The sequence below is a fragment of the Pseudomonas sp. UBA4194 genome (genome assembly GCF_002379585.1).
Classification (GTDB): domain Bacteria; phylum Pseudomonadota; class Gammaproteobacteria; order Pseudomonadales; family Pseudomonadaceae; genus Aquipseudomonas.
The window spans coordinates 16012-31354 of record NZ_DFUE01000036.1 but is presented as its reverse complement, the minus strand read 5'-3'; the positions used below and the strand labels follow the sequence as shown (position 1 = coordinate 31354).

16 protein-coding genes are annotated in these 15343 nt (G+C 63.1%); 6 read left to right on the top strand and 10 right to left on the bottom strand.

Features of this window, described 5'->3' with window-relative positions; genetic code table 11:
• Window positions 1-84 precede the first annotated feature (84 nt).
• Both B3397_RS09390 and B3397_RS09385 read right to left on the bottom strand, forming a co-directional pair.
• Window positions 85-942 carry a MaoC family dehydratase gene (locus B3397_RS09390; protein ID WP_296249324.1) on the bottom strand — a complete coding sequence of 286 codons (858 nt, stop codon included), beginning with the start codon at window positions 940-942 and terminating at the stop codon, window positions 85-87.
• 2 nt (window positions 943-944) lie between these two features.
• Window positions 945-2285: a 3-oxoacyl-ACP reductase gene (locus B3397_RS09385; RefSeq protein ID WP_296249322.1), complete on the bottom strand. Its 1341-nt coding sequence runs from the start codon at window positions 2283-2285 to the stop codon at window positions 945-947.
• Between the two features lie 132 nt (window positions 2286-2417).
• On the opposite strand from B3397_RS09385, the gene B3397_RS09380 reads away from it, so the two are divergent.
• Window positions 2418-3695, top strand: a complete 1278-nt coding sequence (locus B3397_RS09380) for an acetyl-CoA C-acetyltransferase (RefSeq protein ID WP_296249397.1) — start codon at window positions 2418-2420, stop codon at window positions 3693-3695.
• Here B3397_RS09380 and B3397_RS09375 read toward each other — a convergent pair.
• Window positions 3682-4713 (bottom strand): bile acid:sodium symporter family protein, encoded by a 1032-nt coding sequence (locus B3397_RS09375; RefSeq protein WP_296249320.1) that lies wholly within the window; start codon window positions 4711-4713, stop codon window positions 3682-3684. The genes B3397_RS09380 and B3397_RS09375 overlap by 14 nt on opposite strands.
• A gap of 88 nt (window positions 4714-4801) precedes the next feature.
• Here B3397_RS09375 and B3397_RS09370 point away from each other — a divergent pair, with 88 nt between their 5' ends.
• Window positions 4802-5584, top strand: a complete 783-nt coding sequence (locus tag B3397_RS09370; RefSeq protein ID WP_296249318.1) for an AraC family transcriptional regulator — start codon at window positions 4802-4804, stop codon at window positions 5582-5584.
• 139 nt (window positions 5585-5723) lie between these two features.
• The gene (locus tag B3397_RS09365; RefSeq protein ID WP_296249317.1) at window positions 5724-6617 is read left to right on the top strand and encodes a PA4780 family RIO1-like protein kinase; all 894 of its coding nucleotides are present in this window, start codon (window positions 5724-5726) and stop codon (window positions 6615-6617) included.
• An 11-nt stretch (window positions 6618-6628) separates the two neighbouring features.
• Here B3397_RS09365 and cueR read toward each other — a convergent pair whose 3' ends face one another.
• Both cueR and B3397_RS09355 read right to left on the bottom strand, forming a co-directional pair.
• Window positions 6629-7030, bottom strand: a complete 402-nt coding sequence (gene cueR, locus B3397_RS09360) for a Cu(I)-responsive transcriptional regulator (RefSeq protein ID WP_296249315.1) — start codon at window positions 7028-7030, stop codon at window positions 6629-6631.
• A gap of 67 nt (window positions 7031-7097) precedes the next feature.
• Window positions 7098-7484, bottom strand: coding sequence for a hypothetical protein (locus B3397_RS09355; protein WP_296249313.1), 387 nt, complete (start codon window positions 7482-7484; stop codon window positions 7098-7100).
• Window positions 7485-7628: 144 nt separating this feature from the next.
• Between B3397_RS09355 and B3397_RS09350 the strand changes: the two genes are divergently transcribed.
• Both B3397_RS09350 and B3397_RS09345 read left to right on the top strand, forming a co-directional pair.
• Window positions 7629-7823 carry a heavy-metal-associated domain-containing protein gene (locus tag B3397_RS09350; protein WP_296249311.1) on the top strand — a complete coding sequence of 65 codons (195 nt, stop codon included), beginning with the start codon at window positions 7629-7631 and terminating at the stop codon, window positions 7821-7823.
• 78 nt (window positions 7824-7901) lie between these two features.
• Complete coding sequence (locus tag B3397_RS09345; protein WP_296249310.1) at window positions 7902-9083, top strand: multidrug effflux MFS transporter; 1182 nt, start codon at window positions 7902-7904, stop codon at window positions 9081-9083.
• A 10-nt stretch (window positions 9084-9093) separates the two neighbouring features.
• On the opposite strand, the gene B3397_RS09340 is transcribed toward B3397_RS09345, so the two are convergent.
• Window positions 9094-9270 carry a hypothetical protein gene (locus B3397_RS09340; RefSeq protein WP_296249308.1) on the bottom strand — a complete coding sequence of 59 codons (177 nt, stop codon included), beginning with the start codon at window positions 9268-9270 and terminating at the stop codon, window positions 9094-9096.
• Between the two features lie 412 nt (window positions 9271-9682).
• Between B3397_RS09340 and B3397_RS09335 the strand changes: the two genes are divergently transcribed.
• Complete coding sequence (locus tag B3397_RS09335) at window positions 9683-10387, top strand: ArsR/SmtB family transcription factor (protein WP_296249307.1); 705 nt, start codon at window positions 9683-9685, stop codon at window positions 10385-10387.
• Window positions 10388-10406: 19 nt separating this feature from the next.
• Here B3397_RS09335 and B3397_RS09330 read toward each other — a convergent pair whose 3' ends face one another.
• From B3397_RS09330 to B3397_RS09315, 4 genes are all read right to left on the bottom strand, one after another.
• Window positions 10407-11360 carry an adenosine deaminase gene (locus B3397_RS09330; RefSeq protein WP_296249304.1) on the bottom strand — a complete coding sequence of 318 codons (954 nt, stop codon included), beginning with the start codon at window positions 11358-11360 and terminating at the stop codon, window positions 10407-10409.
• A gap of 81 nt (window positions 11361-11441) precedes the next feature.
• Window positions 11442-12410, bottom strand: a complete 969-nt coding sequence (locus tag B3397_RS09325; protein ID WP_296249303.1) for a 2-oxoglutarate and iron-dependent oxygenase domain-containing protein — start codon at window positions 12408-12410, stop codon at window positions 11442-11444.
• Window positions 12411-12492: 82 nt separating this feature from the next.
• Complete coding sequence (locus B3397_RS09320) at window positions 12493-13590, bottom strand: BMP family ABC transporter substrate-binding protein (RefSeq protein WP_296249301.1); 1098 nt, start codon at window positions 13588-13590, stop codon at window positions 12493-12495.
• A 325-nt stretch (window positions 13591-13915) separates the two neighbouring features.
• Window positions 13916-15289, bottom strand: a complete 1374-nt coding sequence (locus B3397_RS09315) for an L-serine ammonia-lyase (RefSeq protein ID WP_296249299.1) — start codon at window positions 15287-15289, stop codon at window positions 13916-13918.
• Window positions 15290-15343: the final 54 nt, after the last annotated feature.

The following is a 15343-nucleotide window of genomic DNA, read 5'->3' as shown; positions in this document are numbered from 1 at the left end:
GAAGGTTCGTGCAAACATCCCCACCCATGCATCTGTAGGGGTCGCGCACAGCCGCGTAGCCGCCCGCCTTTTGCCACCCCAACGTCACCCTGCCACTGCCCCCCACCGCCCGGTCATATGCACCAGCTCCCCACGCCCCTCCAGCCGCAACTGCCCGTTACCGCCCGCGGCGCTGGCGCTCAGGATCAACTCGCTCGGCAACCGTACCGGCTTGTGAAACTCCACCTCCAGCTCATAGTTGGCCATGGGCAAATGCTCACGCAGGGCTGCCACGCTTTGCGCCAGGCTCCACATGCCGTGGGCGATCGCGCTGGGGAAACCGAACAGCTTGGCCGTGGGTGCGCTCAGGTGAATCGGGTTGTAATCTCCGGACACCCGGGCATAGCGTCGCCCCGTATCGTGCGCTGCATACCAGCGGTGCACCTGCGCCAGGGGCAGCGGCTCGACCACCGGCGCCGGAGTTGCCAGGCCCTCGGCTTTGGCCCCTCTGCACAGCATGGTGCTGTGCTCCAGCCACAGCGGCCCGAGAGGATCATCGACCTGGGTCACCACCTCGAAAGTGGCGCCTTTGTCGTGGGGCTGCAGGTTCTGCGTATGCACGCTGACGCGCACGTCGGCCACGCCACCCAACGGGCGCAACACCTGAATGCGATTGCGCACGTGCACCAGTCCCATCAATGGAAAAGGGAACGCCTTGTCAGTCAGCAAGCGCATCTGCAAAGGGAACGCCAATACATGAGGGTAAGTGGCGGGCATCATGCCGCCCTCACCGAAACCGCACAGTTCACGATAGTTCGCCAGGTGTCGAGGGTCGGCCGTGACGTTGCAGCGCACGCCGAAATCCGGCAGTTGCGTACCCTTGATCTTGCGATTGAACAGCGCGTGCAGGTAGGCCCCGGCCAGGTCGGGGTTACGGGTCAGGGTGTGCCATTGGGTCGACATGCTCAGGCCCCCAGCACGCTTTGGCCGCATACGCGCAACACTTGCCCGCTGACCGCACCGCTCCCTGGTTGTGCCAGCCAGGCCACAGCCTCGGCGACATCCTGCGGCTGGCCGCCCTGGCCCAGCGAACTCAGCCGGCGCCCGGCCTCACGCAGGCCGAACGGCATCTGCGCGGTCATGTGCGTTTCGATGAAGCCCGGCGCCACCGCATTGATCGTGGCGCCGCGTTGCGCCAGCAGCGGCGCGAACGCCTCGGCCATGCCGATCAGGCCCGCCTTGCTGGCGGCATAATTGCTCTGGCCGCGATTGCCGGCAATACCGGTAGTGGAAGAGAGCAGCACCACACGGCCGTCATCGCGCAGGGTGCCGCTGTCGAACAAGGCCTGGGTCAGGCGCTGCGGTGCCAGCAAATTGACCGCCAACACCGAGTCCCAGTACTCGGGTGTCATGTTGACCAGGGTCTTGTCACGGGTGATGCCAGCGTTGTGCACCACGATATCCAGGCCGTCCGGTAATGCTTCGATCAGGCGCTCGGCCGCGTCCGCAGCGCAGATATCCAGGTCGATGGTGCGTCCGCCCAGGCGCGCCGCCAAGGCCTCCAGGTCGTGACGGGCCTGCGGGACATCCAGCAAGATCACTTCGGCGCCGTCGCGCGCCAGCGTCTGCGCGATGGCCGCGCCTATGCCTCGGGCGGCACCGGTCACCAGAGCCTTGCGTCCGGCCAGCGGGCGCGTCCAGTCGCTGACCTGCACTGCACACGGCTCCAGGAACAGCACCTGCCCAGAAACGAACGCGCTTTTTGGCGACAGGAAGAAGCGCAGGGCGCCTTCCAGTTGATCGTCCGCCTCGGGCGCCACGTACAGCAGCTGGAGGGTCGCGCCATCGCGCAGTTCCTTGGCCAACGAACGGCTGAAGCCTTCCAGCGCGCGTTGGGCAATGTGTGCCAGAGGGTCGTTGAGGCTGTGGGGATCACGGCCCAGAATGAGCAAGTGGGCGCTGTTGTCCAGGCTCTTGATCAGCGGCTGGAAGAATTCGCGCAGTTGCTTGAGTTCTTCGCTGTCTTTGATATGGCTGGCATCGAACACCACGGCTTTGACTTTCGGCCCCAGCCCGGCCGTCCAGCTCGGCAACGGCGCGGCGCCGTAGGCCTCGGCCGTGAGCTTGCCGGCGAACACCGCGACCTTGGCTGCCAGCGGTCCGCCGCCCAGCAGCAAAGGGCCATCGACGGGGCGCAGACGGCCGCCCTGCCAGCGCTCCAGGTGAGCCGGGGAAGGCAGCCCGACGGCACCCACCAGGCGGCGACCGAAGTCGGAGTTGGCAAAGTCGATATATCGATCGGACATGGAACGTGCTCCGGGTCAAAGGGTTCAAAGTGTGGACCACGACGGGGCAACTGTCGTTCGCCCGGTCTGCACCACGGTTTTGTAAAGCCGCTGTCACACAATCCCCCAAGGATGCCCGTTATGAACCCTGCTATGAATGCTGTGCGCCGGGTTGCCATCATTGGCAGCAATCGAATTCCCTTCGCCCGTGCCAACGGTCCCTATGCCACGGCCAGCAACCAGACGATGCTTACCGCCGCGCTGGAGGGCTTGATCGAACGTTACGGCCTGCACGGCCTGCGCCTTGGCGAAGTGGCTGCGGGGGCGGTGCTCAAGCACTCGCGGGATTTCAACCTCACCCGTGAATGCGTGCTGGGTTCGCGACTGTCGCCGCAAACACCCGCCTACGACGTGCAGCAGGCCTGTGGTACGGGGCTGGAGGCGGCTTTGCTGGTGGCCAACAAGATTGCCCTGGGTCAGATCGAATGCGCCATTGCCGGTGGTGTCGATACCGCCTCCGATGCGCCCATTGCGGTGGACGAAGGGCTGCGTCAGGTGCTGCTCCGCGCCAACCGGGCCAAGTCTCTGCCCGACAAGCTCAAAGCCCTCCTGCAACTACGCCCACAGCACTTCAAGCCGGAGCTGCCCCGCAATGGCGAGCCGCGCACGGGCCTTTCCATGGGCCAGCATTGCGAACTGATGGCGCAGACCTGGGACATACCCCGCGAACAGCAGGACCAATTGGCATTGCTCAGCCACCAGCACTTGGCCGCTGCCTATGCCGAGGGCTGGCAGGACGATTTGCTTACCCCATTCCTGGGCTTGAATCGGGATCACAACCTGCGCCCTGAGCTGACTCGCGATCAGTTGGCGGCGCTCAAACCGGCTTTTGAAAAAAGTGCCAGGGGCACGCTCACGGCGGGCAACTCCACGCCGTTGACCGATGGCGCCAGCGTGGTGCTGCTGGCCAGCGAAGCCTGGGCGCAAGAGCGGGGCCTGCCGGTGTTAGCGTACCTGCGCGACGGCGAGACCGCTGCAGTGGACTTCGTCAGTGGCCAGGAAGGTCTGTTGATGGCACCGGTCTATGCCGTGCCACGGCTGCTGGCACGCAATGGCCTGACCCTGCAGGATTTCGACTATTACGAAATCCACGAAGCCTTTGCCGCTCAGGTGCTGTGCACCCTCAAGGCCTGGGAAGACCCCGAGTACTGCCGCACCCGGCTCGGCTTGGAAGCGCCACTGGGGTCGATCGATCGTGCACGGCTGAACGTCAAGGGCAGTTCCCTGGCCGCAGGCCATCCCTTCGCGGCCACCGGCGGGCGTGTCCTGGGCAACCTCGCCAAGCTACTGGCGACCGCCGGCAGCGGCCGCGGCTTGATTTCCATCTGCGCCGCCGGCGGCCAGGGCGTGACCGCGATCATCGAGCGCTGAGCGGCACTGCCGATGGCGCGGCGGCGGCCTGGACCTTGAGTCGATTGGCATAGCTCTCGGCCATGATCGAGCAGACGATCAGCTGCAGCGGATGGTAGATCATGATCGGCAGCAGAATCAGGCCCAGGCCCGGGTTGCTGCCGAAGATCAGCGCGGCCATCGGCGCACCGGCAGCCAGCGATTTCTTGCTTGCGCAGAACACCGCAGCGACCTTGTCGGCATGGTTGAAGTCCAGCGCCTTGGCGGTGCGCGTGGTCAGCAACAGGATCAGCGCCAGCAATACCGCGCTGCCACCAAAGGCAATCGCCAGCACCGACAGGCCCTGCTGCTGCCACAGCCCGGAAACCATCGAGTTGCAGAACGCCGCGTAGACCAGCAGCAGGATCACCGCCTTGTCGATGAGGTTGGTATAGCGCTTGTGCCGGCCAAAGAACTTGCCGAACAACGGCCGCAGCAACTGCCCCAGTACCAGCGGCAAAAGCAGCATGCCGCACAGGTCCAGCAGCGTCTCGCCCAGGTCGATGCCGCCAGAGCCTTCACCCACCACCAGCGCGCACAGGAACGGGGTGATGAAAATGCCCAGGACACTGGACAGGCTGGCGTTGAGGATCGCTGCCGGGACGTTGCCGCCAGCGCTGCCGGTCAGGGCCACCGATGAAGAAATGGTCGAGGGCAGGGCGGCCAGGTACAGGAAGCCGAGCATCAAGGTCGCCGGAATGAAGGCGCCGAAGGCTTTGTCGCTGGCCAGCCACAGCAATGGGAAGACCACGAACGTGAAGGCCTGGACCATGATGTGCAGGCGCCAGTTTTTCAAGCCATGGCGGATTTGCTCGCTGGACAGGTTGATGCCGTGCAGAAAGAACACCACGAACACGCCGATGTTGGTCACCAGGCCCGCGTGCATGGCACCGCCGGTGGCGCCGAAGTGGGGAAACAGCCACGCCAGCACCACGGCCAACAGCATGCCGCAGAGGAACCAGTCGGTGACGACGCGTTTGAGATGTTTGAAAACGTGCATGCAGGCACCTGTGTACGGATCGAAGGAGATTGATGTGCACAGGCTACCTGAAGCACTCTTGAGCCGTCTTGCGATATAAGGCCAAGCAATGCCGACTAACGGACAACTTCGTCTTCCCCGTCCCATTCCTGTGCTGCAGAGCCTGCCCAGGCCGCTGTATGCCCGCGCCGAAAGCCTGAGCGCCGGTTCCTGGACGCCGCGTCATCGCCACGACTGGGTGCAGTTTTCCTATGCCATCAGCGGTGTCCTGGGCGTGCACACCGACGACGGCAGCTTTTTCGCACCGCCCCAGTGGGGCGTGTGGATTGCTGCCGGCATGGAGCATGAAGTGGTGACCTCGATGCGCGCGGAAATGCGCAGCCTGTATGTGCGGGCAGAGGACTGCCTGTGGGCGCCGCCGCGGTGTCGAGTGCTGGAAGTCACGCCCCTGGCCCGCGAGTTGATCAAGGGTTTCTGCGAGCTGCCCCATGACTACCCGGCCGGGAACAGCCCCGAAGCGCGCCTGGTGCAAGTGCTGCTGGATCAGCTGGCGATCCTGCCCGAGGTCGGCTTTTCCCTGCCGCTGCCCCGCGACCGCCGGTTGTTGTCGCTGTGCAACGAACTGATCGCCGCGCCCGATCAGTCCGCTACCCTGGCCGCCTGGGCGCACCGGTTGGGCACCTCGGAAAAAACCCTGATGCGATTGTTCCAGCGCGAAACCGGCTTGAGTTTCCGCGGCTGGCGTCAAAGAATGCGCCTGCTGTCATCGCTCAATGCCCTGGAAAACGGCGAAAGCGTCACCCAGACGGCCCTGGCCAACGGCTACGAATCCACCTCGGCGTTCATTGCCGCATTCAAGGGCCTGTTTGGCTTCACGCCGGGTGAACTGTAGATGCACAGTGCCTGTAGCTGTGCAGATTGGCGGATTGTTTGCATCCTTTTGCACCCTCGGGTCGGCAATCTTCCCATCCTGTGAGAGGATGCCGACAGAACTCGCGTGTTTGGCAACGAAGGACCCAGAATAAAAGCTGATGAAGACTCCAAAACGCATTGAACCGCTGATCGAGGACGGTCTGGTGGACGAGGTGCTGCGACCGCTCATGAGCGGTAAAGAAGCAGCTGTCTATGTGGTGCGCTGTGGCAATCAATTGCGCTGCGCCAAGGTCTACAAGGAGGCGAACAAACGAAGTTTTCGTCAGGCCGCTGAGTATCAGGAAGGCCGCAAGGTCCGTAACAGCCGTCAGGCCCGAGCCATGGCCAAAGGGTCCAAGTTCGGCCGCAAGGAAACCGAGGATGCCTGGCAGAACGCCGAGGTGGCAGCGCTCTTCCGCCTGGCCGGTGCCGGCGTGCGGGTGCCCAAGCCCTTCGATTTTCTCGAGGGCGTGCTGCTGATGGAAATGATCTGCGATGAATACGGCGATGCAGCGCCGCGTCTCAATGACGTGGTGCTGGAGCCCGAGCAGGCACGCGAGTACCACGCGTTCCTGATCCAGCAGATCGTGCTGATGCTCTGCACAGGCTTGGTGCACGGTGACCTGTCCGAGTTCAACGTGCTGCTGACCCCGGACGGTCCGGTGATCATCGATTTGCCCCAGGCGGTCGATGCTGCGGGTAACAACCACGCCTTCAGCATGCTGGAGCGCGACGTTGGCAACATGGCCAGCTACTTCGGGCGCTTTGCCCCGGAGCTCAAGGCCACTCGCTACGCCAAGGAAATGTGGGCGCTGTACGAAGAGGGCCGGTTGCATCCAGCCAGTGTGCTGACCGGCGAATTTGCCGAGGAAGATGTGGAAGCCGATGTGGGTGGCGTGATGCGCGAGATTGAAGCGGCGCGTCTGGATGACGCCCGTCGCCGGGCAATCCGCGAAGCGGACGAGAAGCCTGCCGACAAGGCCGAAGAGCCGCCACCGCCCTGGATGCAGTAAAGCCTGGGTGCCTAGTGGCAGCAGCCCCCGGATGCCAGCTCCTTGAGGATCGGGCAATCCGGGCGGTCATCGCCTTGGCAGTGCGCCACCAGGTGCTGCAGGGTGTCGCGCAGCCCGCTGAGCTGCGCGATGCGCTGGTTGAGGTCATCGATGTGGGCCCGAGCCAGCTGCTTGACGTCAGCGCTGGCGCGCTGGCGGTCTTGCCACAGTGTCAGCAGTTTCGCCACTTCTTCCAGTGAAAACCCCAGGTCACGCGAGCGCTTGATGAAGCCGAGCGTGTGCAGGTCGTCTTCTCGATAGAGCCTGTAGCCGCTGTCACTGCGATGGGCCGGTCTGAGCAGGCCGATCGACTCGTAATAGCGGATCATCTTTGCGCTGAGGCCGCTTTCACGAGCAGCCTGGCCGATATTCATCGTACTGCCTCCCCATACTCAATAGCTGCGCCGATGCCTGAGCATCAACCTTACCCCCTGGGCAAGGTCAATAGTCCAACGGTTCCGCTTTGAGGTACAAGCCTGCATTGCCCGCCGCAATGCGAAACTTCTGAATCTGGCCGGCGCGCATGGTCACGATCACCGGTCGGTACTCGGTCATGCCCGGTGCGCAGCCCGGCATCTGCCCTGGCAATTGACGCAGTCCTACACTGACAGGCCCTGGGGGCAGGTTGAACGACGTCGCCTGCTCCTGGAACAGCCTGGCAGTCAGTTGATCTTGCAGATACACCCCGATTTCGCACGAGGTGGCCACTTCCAGGCGCTCGCGGGAAACAATCAGAATGCCATAGGGCTGGCCAGTGTCGGCCTGGGCCAGGCATGCCAATGCCGACAGGCCGAAAATGCCGAACAACCTCGAGATACCACGGCGCATGCAAACACTCCTGCCAATATCGATCTATGCGCAGCTTGGCCGACCCCGTGCGGGAATACCAGCCCGGCAGCCCATCGACAAACTTGACCTTGACCCGACGGGAAGGTTGAAACTGGCCTCAATCCCACTCAGCGAGGAATTCCCATGCAAGTGTTCAACGTCAAAGGCATGACTTGCGGTCATTGCGTGCGCGCCGTGACCCAGGCGGTAGTCGCCGAGGACCCGGCCGCCACCGTAGAGGTGGACCTGGCCGCTGGCGAGGTGAAAGTGCAGAGCCAGTTGCCGCGCCCACAGGTGGCGCAGCTGATCACCGAAGAGGGCTACGAGGTCGGCGAGTAGCGGCAAGGTTCATGCAGGCCGCCGGGTATCGAGGTTAGACTAGGCGGCTTGTCTGTCTGCAGTCGTACTGGATACCCGATGAATCTCAAGACCATTCTCATTCTGGGAGCCCTCAGCGCTTTCGGCCCGCTGGCGATCGACTTTTACCTGCCAGGCTTTCCGGCCATGGCGCTGGCTTTCGGCACCGACGAGAAGCACATCCAGGCCACCCTGGCTGCCTATTTCCTGGGCTTGTCCATCGGCCAACTGGTGTACGGCCCGGTGGCCGACCGATTCGGTCGGCGCGTGCCGTTGCTGGTAGGCGTCACCCTGTTCACGCTGTCATCACTGCTGTGTGCGTTCGCACCGACCCTGGACTGGCTGATCGTCGCGCGCTTCGTACAGGCGCTGGGCGGCTGTGCCGGCATGGTGCTGGCACGGGCCATCGTCAGCGACAAGTGCGATGCGGTCGGCTCGGCGAAAGTCTTTTCCCAACTGATGCTGGTCATGGGCCTGGCGCCGATTCTGGCGCCCATGCTCGGCGGTTTGCTGGTCAACACCTGGGGCTGGCAGTGGATCTTCATCCTGCTGACCTTCTTCAGTGCAGCCTGCCTGGCGGCAGTCGCCCTGGGTCTGCCGGAAAGCATGCCGGCCGATCGACCACGGCAACCGCTGAGCGGCGCACTGGGCGCCTATGCACGCCTGTTGCTCGATCGCGTGTTCATTGGCCATGCAATTACCGGCGGCATCGCCATGGCCGGCATGTTTGCCTACATCGCCGGTTCGCCGTTCGTGTTCATCAAGCTCTACGGCGTTCCCGCCGAGCACTATGGGTGGCTGTTTGGCAGCAATGCCGCAGGCTTCATCCTGATGGCTCAGGTCAACGCGCGACTGCTGGCGCGCACAGGGCCGGCGTTGCTGTTGTCGCGAATGGTCTGGGTGTACCTGGGCGCCGGGGTGGTACTGCTGGCACTGGCCGCCATGCACACCGCGACCTTGTGGCCGCTGCTCATCCCTTTATTCGTCTGCATCGCCAGCCTGGGCTGCATCATCCCCAATGCCTCGGCCTGCGCCATGAACGGTCAGGGCGCCCGTGCCGGGAGTGCCTCGGCGCTGCTGGGCTGCCTGCAATTCAGCCTGGCAGCGGGCGCCGCTTCGCTGGTCGGCGTGCTTCACGATGGCAGCGCCCTGCCGATGGCCTGGGTGATCGGCGGTTGCGGGGTGCTGGCAGTGGTCGCCTCGCTGCTCACCCGCCGCTGGCAGCAGGCCCGCGGCATCTGAGCGCACACCCTCAACCGGCCGCCTGGCCGGGGGTGGGCAACCGATGAGGCGCGCTCAAGCGTGCCTGCAATGTGGCAACGAAGGCCTGCGCCTCGGCCTCACTACGAAATGACACCACGTGCTGGTCCATGCGGACCTGCCAGCGGACGCCCTTGGGTAACGCCAACTCAGTGACCAGAACTTTCATGACTGATGTCCTGTGGCTCGATTGGAGGCTCCAGTGTAGCGCTTATTCCTGCGAGCAGAGGCCGGCGAGCGAGTGCCTGACTAACGGTTTGGGCAGGGGCGTGCAATATTCCTGTAGGCAGCAAGGGACTGGTTCTGCATGAAATCTCTCTAGTCCATGTGGGCTTAACTACAGGGCTTCAACTCATTTCGAGGCGGTTTGCGCACAGCGCCCGATGAAATTCGGGCCTTGGAGCAATTGCTGCAAGGTGTGTTGCCGAAATTGTAGGTCCCGGCTCACACAAGTATCGATGCATCCCGTGCACTTTGCCGAGTGGCGGCGCGATTCGTCCAATTCCGTACAACCCCTAGGTGCATATATTCTGCCGGCATCTATTGCCAGAACGACGATCGTTACCACAGGGAGTGAATACATGGAACCGGTACCTTGCATCAGCCAGATTGCCACTTTGCTGGCCGACCCCAAACGCAGCGCAATGCTCTGGGCGCTTATCGACGGTACGGCGCGGGGCGCCGACGAACTGGCTTCGCTGGCGGGCGTATCGATGTCTTCGGCGGGCGCACACCTGGCGCGCCTGTCTGCCGGGGGCTTGCTGACCCTGGAAGCGCGCGGGCGCAAACGCTTCTTCAGGCTGGCCAAACCCGAGGTCGGTGCCGCGGTCGAGGCGCTGGCCTGCGTGTCATACGTCAAGGCACCGTCCCGGCTGGCGCTCGACGACGGCGTGCACACCTTGAGTCCGGTGACGGCCCTGCATCAGGCGCGCTTATGCCAGGATCATCTGGGCGGCGTGCTGGCCGCCGATCTGTTTCAGCGCATGGTCGAAAGTCGCTGGCTTGAGCATTACGAGCAGCGCCTCGAAATCACTACCGAAGGAAGCAGCCAGTTGGCCAATTGGGGGATCTATACCCAGGCGTTGGTCAATCGCGAGCGTCTGGCGATGCAAACGTGCTGCGACTGGAGCACCGAACGCCCCCATCTGGGTGGCGCGCTGGGCGCCAGCCTGATGAAGCTGTTCCTGCAGTCCGGTTGGGTCAAGCTCAATGAAGACAATCGGCAACTGCAGGTGACCCGGCTGGGCGCCAGGGAGATCGCCCGCATGGGGCTGCAAACCCCATGAGGCAAAGTTGCTCAGCCGTTCAAGGTTTGCTCAGGCGAGCGTCCAGGCTGTTTTGTGCCAAACGCTTGGCCTGGTCCTCGGTCATGCCCAGATGGGTGTACAGGGCATGGAAGTTCTCGGTGACGTAACCGCCGAAATAGGCCGGGTCGTCCGAGTTCACCGTGACCTTCACGCCGCGTTCGAGCATGTCCAGGATGTTGTGCTGGCTCATGTCGTCGAACACGCACAGCTTGGTGTTGGAGAGCGGGCACACGGTCAGCGGAATCTGCTCATCGATGATGCGCTGCATCAGCCGCTCGTCTTCGATGGCGCGCACGCCATGGTCGATACGCTGGATCTTGAGCAGGTCCAGGGCTTCCCAGATGTACTCGGGCGGGCCTTCTTCACCGGCGTGGGCCACGGTCAGGAAGCCTTCGTCGCGGGCACGGTCGAAAACGCGCTTGAACTTGCTCGGCGGATGGCCGACTTCGGAGCTGTCCAGGCCCACGGCGACGAAGGCATCGCGAAATGGCAGTGCCTGGTCCAGGGTCTTTTGCGCCTCATCCTCGCTCAGGTGGCGCAGGAAGCTGAGGATCAGCCCGCTGTCCACGCCCAGTTGCGAGCGGCCATCTTTCAACGCTGCGGTAATACCGTTGAGCACCACTTCGAAGGCAACGCCTCGGTCGGTGTGGGTCTGCGGGTCGAAGAACGGCTCGGTATGAACCACGTTCTGGGCTTGGCAGCGCAGCAGGTAGGCCCAGGTCAGGTCGTAGAAGTCCTGCTCGGTGCGCAGCACGTCGGCGCCCCGGTAGTACAGGTCCAGAAACTCCTGCAGGTTGTTGAACGCATAGGCCCCGCGCAGCGCCTCTACATCGTTCCAGGGCAGCGCGATCTTGTTGCGCTCGGCCAGGGCGAACAGCAACTCGGGCTCCAGCGAACCCTCCAGGTGCATGTGCAGTTCAGCCTTGGGCAAGGCATTGAGCCAGTCGTACATGGTGTTCTCTCATCAGGTGCAATCAAGCGCGACATTCTACAGATGTTCGGTGGGCCAGGCGGTGAAACCTGACCAGCTGGTTCAGTTCACTGCTTCGGGTTCCCGTCGATAGGCATAGGTATCGGCAAACCGCGACAGCAGGAATTGAGCGCAGGTCGTGCTCGGGTATTTGGCCAGGTGCTCGTCACTGTGACAGCCTGGCAGGCATTCGATCACCGTGTCGGGATGGGGCTCGGCGAAGAACGGCATCGAATAGCGATCCACGCCCAGCGGGCTGACCACCCGGTGTGGCGTGGAGAGGTAGCGATCATTGCTCCAGCGCGCCATCATGTCGCCCAGATTGACCACGAAAGTGCCATCGATGGGCGGCGCATCGATCCATTGGCCCTGCACATTGCGCACTTGCAGGCCGCCGGCACTGTCCTGGTACAACAGCGTCACGCAGCCATAGTCGGTGTGGGCGCCAGCGCCTTGCTGCTCGGCGCAGCTGGCGGTCTGCCGCGGCGGGTAGTGGATCATGCGCAGCACGCTGACCGGGTCCTGGAACCGAAGGTCGAAAAAGTCCGTTGCAATGCCCAGGTGAACGGTCATGGCCCGCAGCAAGGTCTGGGCCAGGCTCTGCATGTCCAGATAGTGCTGCTGCATCAGCGCTTCCCAACCGGGCAGGTCGGGATGCCGATTGGGCCCGCGCAGCGGCTTGCCTGCCAGTACGTCGGGATGATCGGCCGGCAAGTGCAGGCCCATGTCGAAGGTTTCTTTCAGGTCGCTGGGCAGCGCCGGGTCCAACTGCTCGGTGGCAATGGCCCCATAGCCGCGATGATGGCGAGTCTGGGTGATGTCGATCTTGAGTTTTTCATCCGGCTCGAGCGCGAAGAATGCCTTGGCCATGGCCTGCACCTGGGCGATCCGTTCGGGGCTGATGGGGTGGCCCTTGATATAGAAGAAACCCCACTGCCGACACGCCTGGTCGATGGCATCGGCAACGTCCTGCCGCGCCACAGGGTCATCGCGGTACAGCGCGGTGATATCGATGATGGGTAATGTGTCCAACGAACACCTCTGTATGGAGCACGCGGTCTGCCTTCCCGGGAGTACCGCGGCGCGCGTTGACGCGGCGTGCGCCGCTGCTACGTTATTGGGGGAGCTTGGCTGTCATGCCTTCGATGTAATAGTTCATCGAGGCCAACTCGGCGTTGCTGGCGGTCACCCCGGAGGCGAGTTTTTCCACGCCGTTCTGATCCTTGATCGGCCCGGTGAACGGATGCAGCGCCCCACTTTCGATATCGGCGATGAGCTTCTGCGCCTCGGCCTTCACATCAGCCGGCACCAGGTCGCTGATCGGCAGCTGCACGGTGCCTTCCTTCAGCCCACCCCAGTAATCCTGGGATTTCCAGGTGCCGTCGATCACGCTTTGGGTGGCTTGAATGTAATGCGGTCCCCAGTTGTTGACGATCGACGTCAACACGGCCTTGGGTCCGAAGTGCGCCATGTCCGAGGCATAACCCACTGCGTAGACACCCCGGCGTTCGGCCGCCTGGATCGGAGCGGGGCTGTCGGTGTGCTGGAAGACCACGTCCACACCCTGGTCGATCAGTGCATTGGCTGCGTCCGCTTCCTTGCCCGGATCGAACCAGGAGTTCACCCACACCACTTTCATCTCGGTGCCTGGGTTGTACTTGTTCAAAGCCAACTGGATGGCGTTGATATCCCGGATCACTTCGGGAATCGGGAACGAGGCCACGTAACCGACCTTCTTGGTCTTGGTCATCTTCGCGGCCAGGTAGCCCCCTACGTAGCGCCCTTCATAGGTGCGCGCCAGGTAGGTGCCCATGTTCTTGTCCTGCTTGTAGCCGGTGGCGTGCTCGAACGTCACTTTGGGGAATTGCTTGGCCACCTTGAGGGTCGGGTTCATGTAACCGAAGGAGGTGGTGAAGATTAGGTCGTACTTGTCCTTGGCCATGTTACGGATCACCCGCTCGGCATCGGCACCCTCGGCCACGTTCTCCACGTAGTTGGTGGTGATCTTGTCGCCCATTTCCTTGATCAGCGCCTGGCGGCCCTGCTCATGCTGATACGTCCAGCCGTGGTCGCCGATCGGGCCGATGTAGACGAAGCCGACCTTCAGCGGGTCGGCCGCGCTGGCAGCCAGGCTGGAACCCAGCGCAATGGCCGCCGCCACGGCACACAAAACAGCTTTGAGCGGACGACGCTTGAGGGTGTTCGATAGCATGCAGGTAAGCTCCTTGTGATCGTGTGGGCCGTGATGATCGGCTGGCAGATCAATGCAAAAAGCTGACCAACAAGACAAATAAGCACCGCGTGGCCGCGCACGATGCGGCGGCGGCTACCCACGATCTGCTTCTAGCCCCCTCTCCCTCAGGGAGAGAGGGCCGCACGATGCGCCGCGGCTACCCACGATCTGCTTCTAGCCCCCTCTCCCTCAGGGAGAGGGCTGGGGTGAGGGGACCATCCACCACAAATCCCCAACCCTTCACCCACCCCACAAAAGTGCAGCCCACCTCACCCAAGCCTCCAACCGGTGCACCGCGAAACCTTCAACACTCCACCAGATTCACGGCCAACCCCCCACGGGAGGTCTCCTTGTACTTATCATGCATATCCGCCCCGGTATCGCGCATGGTCCGAATCGCGTGGTCCAAGGAAATGAAATGCTCCCCATCCCCCCGCAACGCCATCTGCGCGGCGTTGATGGCCTTCACCGCGGCAATCGCATTGCGCTCGATGCACGGCACCTGCACCAGCCCGCCGACCGGGTCGCAGGTCAATCCCAGGTTATGCTCCAGGCCGATCTCCGCAGCATTCTCTACCTGCTCCGGGCTGGCCCCCAACACTTCGGCCAGACCTGCCGCGGCCATGGCGCACGCCGAACCGACCTCTCCCTGACAACCCACTTCAGCGCCTGAAATCGATGCATTCTTCTTGCACAGAATTCCGACCGCAGCTGCGGCGAGAAAGAACTTCACCACATCGTCCGCCGAAGCATCCGGATTGAATTTCATGTAGTAATGCAGCACCGCAGGGATGATCCCCGCTGCGCCGTTGGTGGGCGCCGTGACCATGCGCCCGCCCGCAGCGTTTTCTTCGTTCACCGCCAACGCGAACAGATTCACCCACTCCATGGCGCTCAGGGTAGAACCGATGACATTCGGCTTGCCCACCTCCATCAGGTTCTGATGCAGGCGATAGGCGCGGCGGCGCACCTTCAGCCCGCCCGGCAGGATGCCCTGTTCGCTCATGCCCTTGTCCACGCAACGCTGCATGGCCTGCCAGATGACCGCCACGCGCTCGCGAATCTCGGCTTCGCTGCGCCAGACTTTCTCGTTCTCCATCATCAGCTCGGACACGCTCATGCCCGTCTGCTTGCACAGCTGCAGCAACTGCGCCGCGGAAAAGAAATCGTAAGGCAGTACCGTGGTGTCGCTGTCGAGCACGCCACTCGCGGCCTGCTCGGCATCCACCACGAACCCGCCACCCACTGAATAGTAGGTCTGCTCGTGCACCTGGCCGTTCTTCAGGTAGGCCAGCAGGGTCATGCCATTGGGGTGGTAGGGCAGGCTTTCATCGATCAGGCGCATGTCACGCTGCCAGTCGAAATTGATCTCGTGTTCCCCCAGACGCAACCGCCCGGCCTCGATCACAGCGTCCACCCGCGGGGCCACAGCCGCAGGGTCGACCTTGTCCGGCCACTCGCCCATCAGGCCCATCAGCGTGGCGCGGTCACTGCCGTGGCCGATGCCGGTGGCCGACAGCGAGCCGTACAGGCGCGCTTCGACACGCTCGACCAGCGCGCTCAGCCCTTGCGCATGCAACTGGTCGACGAACAACGCCGCTGCCCGCATCGGCCCCACGGTATGGGAACTGGAAGGGCCGATGCCGATCTTGAACATGTCGAATACGCTGATAGCCATGGCCGTTGCCCAATTCTCTATAAACTCGTCACTTTCCAGTCCACGACTTGACGC

What these genes read in the sequence shown, in the direction of transcription:
- B3397_RS09390 (WP_296249324.1), bottom strand. Translation starts at nt 942, where the DNA reads ATGTCGACCCAATGGCACACCCTGACCCGTAACCCCGACCTGGCCGGG.
- B3397_RS09385 (WP_296249322.1), bottom strand. Translation starts at nt 2,285, where the DNA reads ATGTCCGATCGATATATCGACTTTGCCAACTCCGACTTCGGTCGCCGC.
- B3397_RS09380 (WP_296249397.1), top strand. Translation starts at nt 2,418, where the DNA reads ATGAATGCTGTGCGCCGGGTTGCCATCATTGGCAGCAATCGAATTCCC.
- B3397_RS09375 (WP_296249320.1), bottom strand. Translation starts at nt 4,713, where the DNA reads ATGCACGTTTTCAAACATCTCAAACGCGTCGTCACCGACTGGTTCCTC.
- B3397_RS09370 (WP_296249318.1), top strand. Translation starts at nt 4,802, where the DNA reads ATGCCGACTAACGGACAACTTCGTCTTCCCCGTCCCATTCCTGTGCTG.
- B3397_RS09365 (WP_296249317.1), top strand. Translation starts at nt 5,724, where the DNA reads ATGAAGACTCCAAAACGCATTGAACCGCTGATCGAGGACGGTCTGGTG.
- cueR (WP_296249315.1), bottom strand. Translation starts at nt 7,030, where the DNA reads ATGAATATCGGCCAGGCTGCTCGTGAAAGCGGCCTCAGCGCAAAGATG.
- B3397_RS09355 (WP_296249313.1), bottom strand. Translation starts at nt 7,484, where the DNA reads ATGCGCCGTGGTATCTCGAGGTTGTTCGGCATTTTCGGCCTGTCGGCA.
- B3397_RS09350 (WP_296249311.1), top strand. Translation starts at nt 7,629, where the DNA reads ATGCAAGTGTTCAACGTCAAAGGCATGACTTGCGGTCATTGCGTGCGC.
- B3397_RS09345 (WP_296249310.1), top strand. Translation starts at nt 7,902, where the DNA reads ATGAATCTCAAGACCATTCTCATTCTGGGAGCCCTCAGCGCTTTCGGC.
- B3397_RS09340 (WP_296249308.1), bottom strand. Translation starts at nt 9,270, where the DNA reads ATGAAAGTTCTGGTCACTGAGTTGGCGTTACCCAAGGGCGTCCGCTGG.
- B3397_RS09335 (WP_296249307.1), top strand. Translation starts at nt 9,683, where the DNA reads ATGGAACCGGTACCTTGCATCAGCCAGATTGCCACTTTGCTGGCCGAC.
- B3397_RS09330 (WP_296249304.1), bottom strand. Translation starts at nt 11,360, where the DNA reads ATGTACGACTGGCTCAATGCCTTGCCCAAGGCTGAACTGCACATGCAC.
- B3397_RS09320 (WP_296249301.1), bottom strand. Translation starts at nt 13,590, where the DNA reads ATGCTATCGAACACCCTCAAGCGTCGTCCGCTCAAAGCTGTTTTGTGT.
- B3397_RS09315 (WP_296249299.1), bottom strand. Translation starts at nt 15,289, where the DNA reads ATGGCTATCAGCGTATTCGACATGTTCAAGATCGGCATCGGCCCTTCC.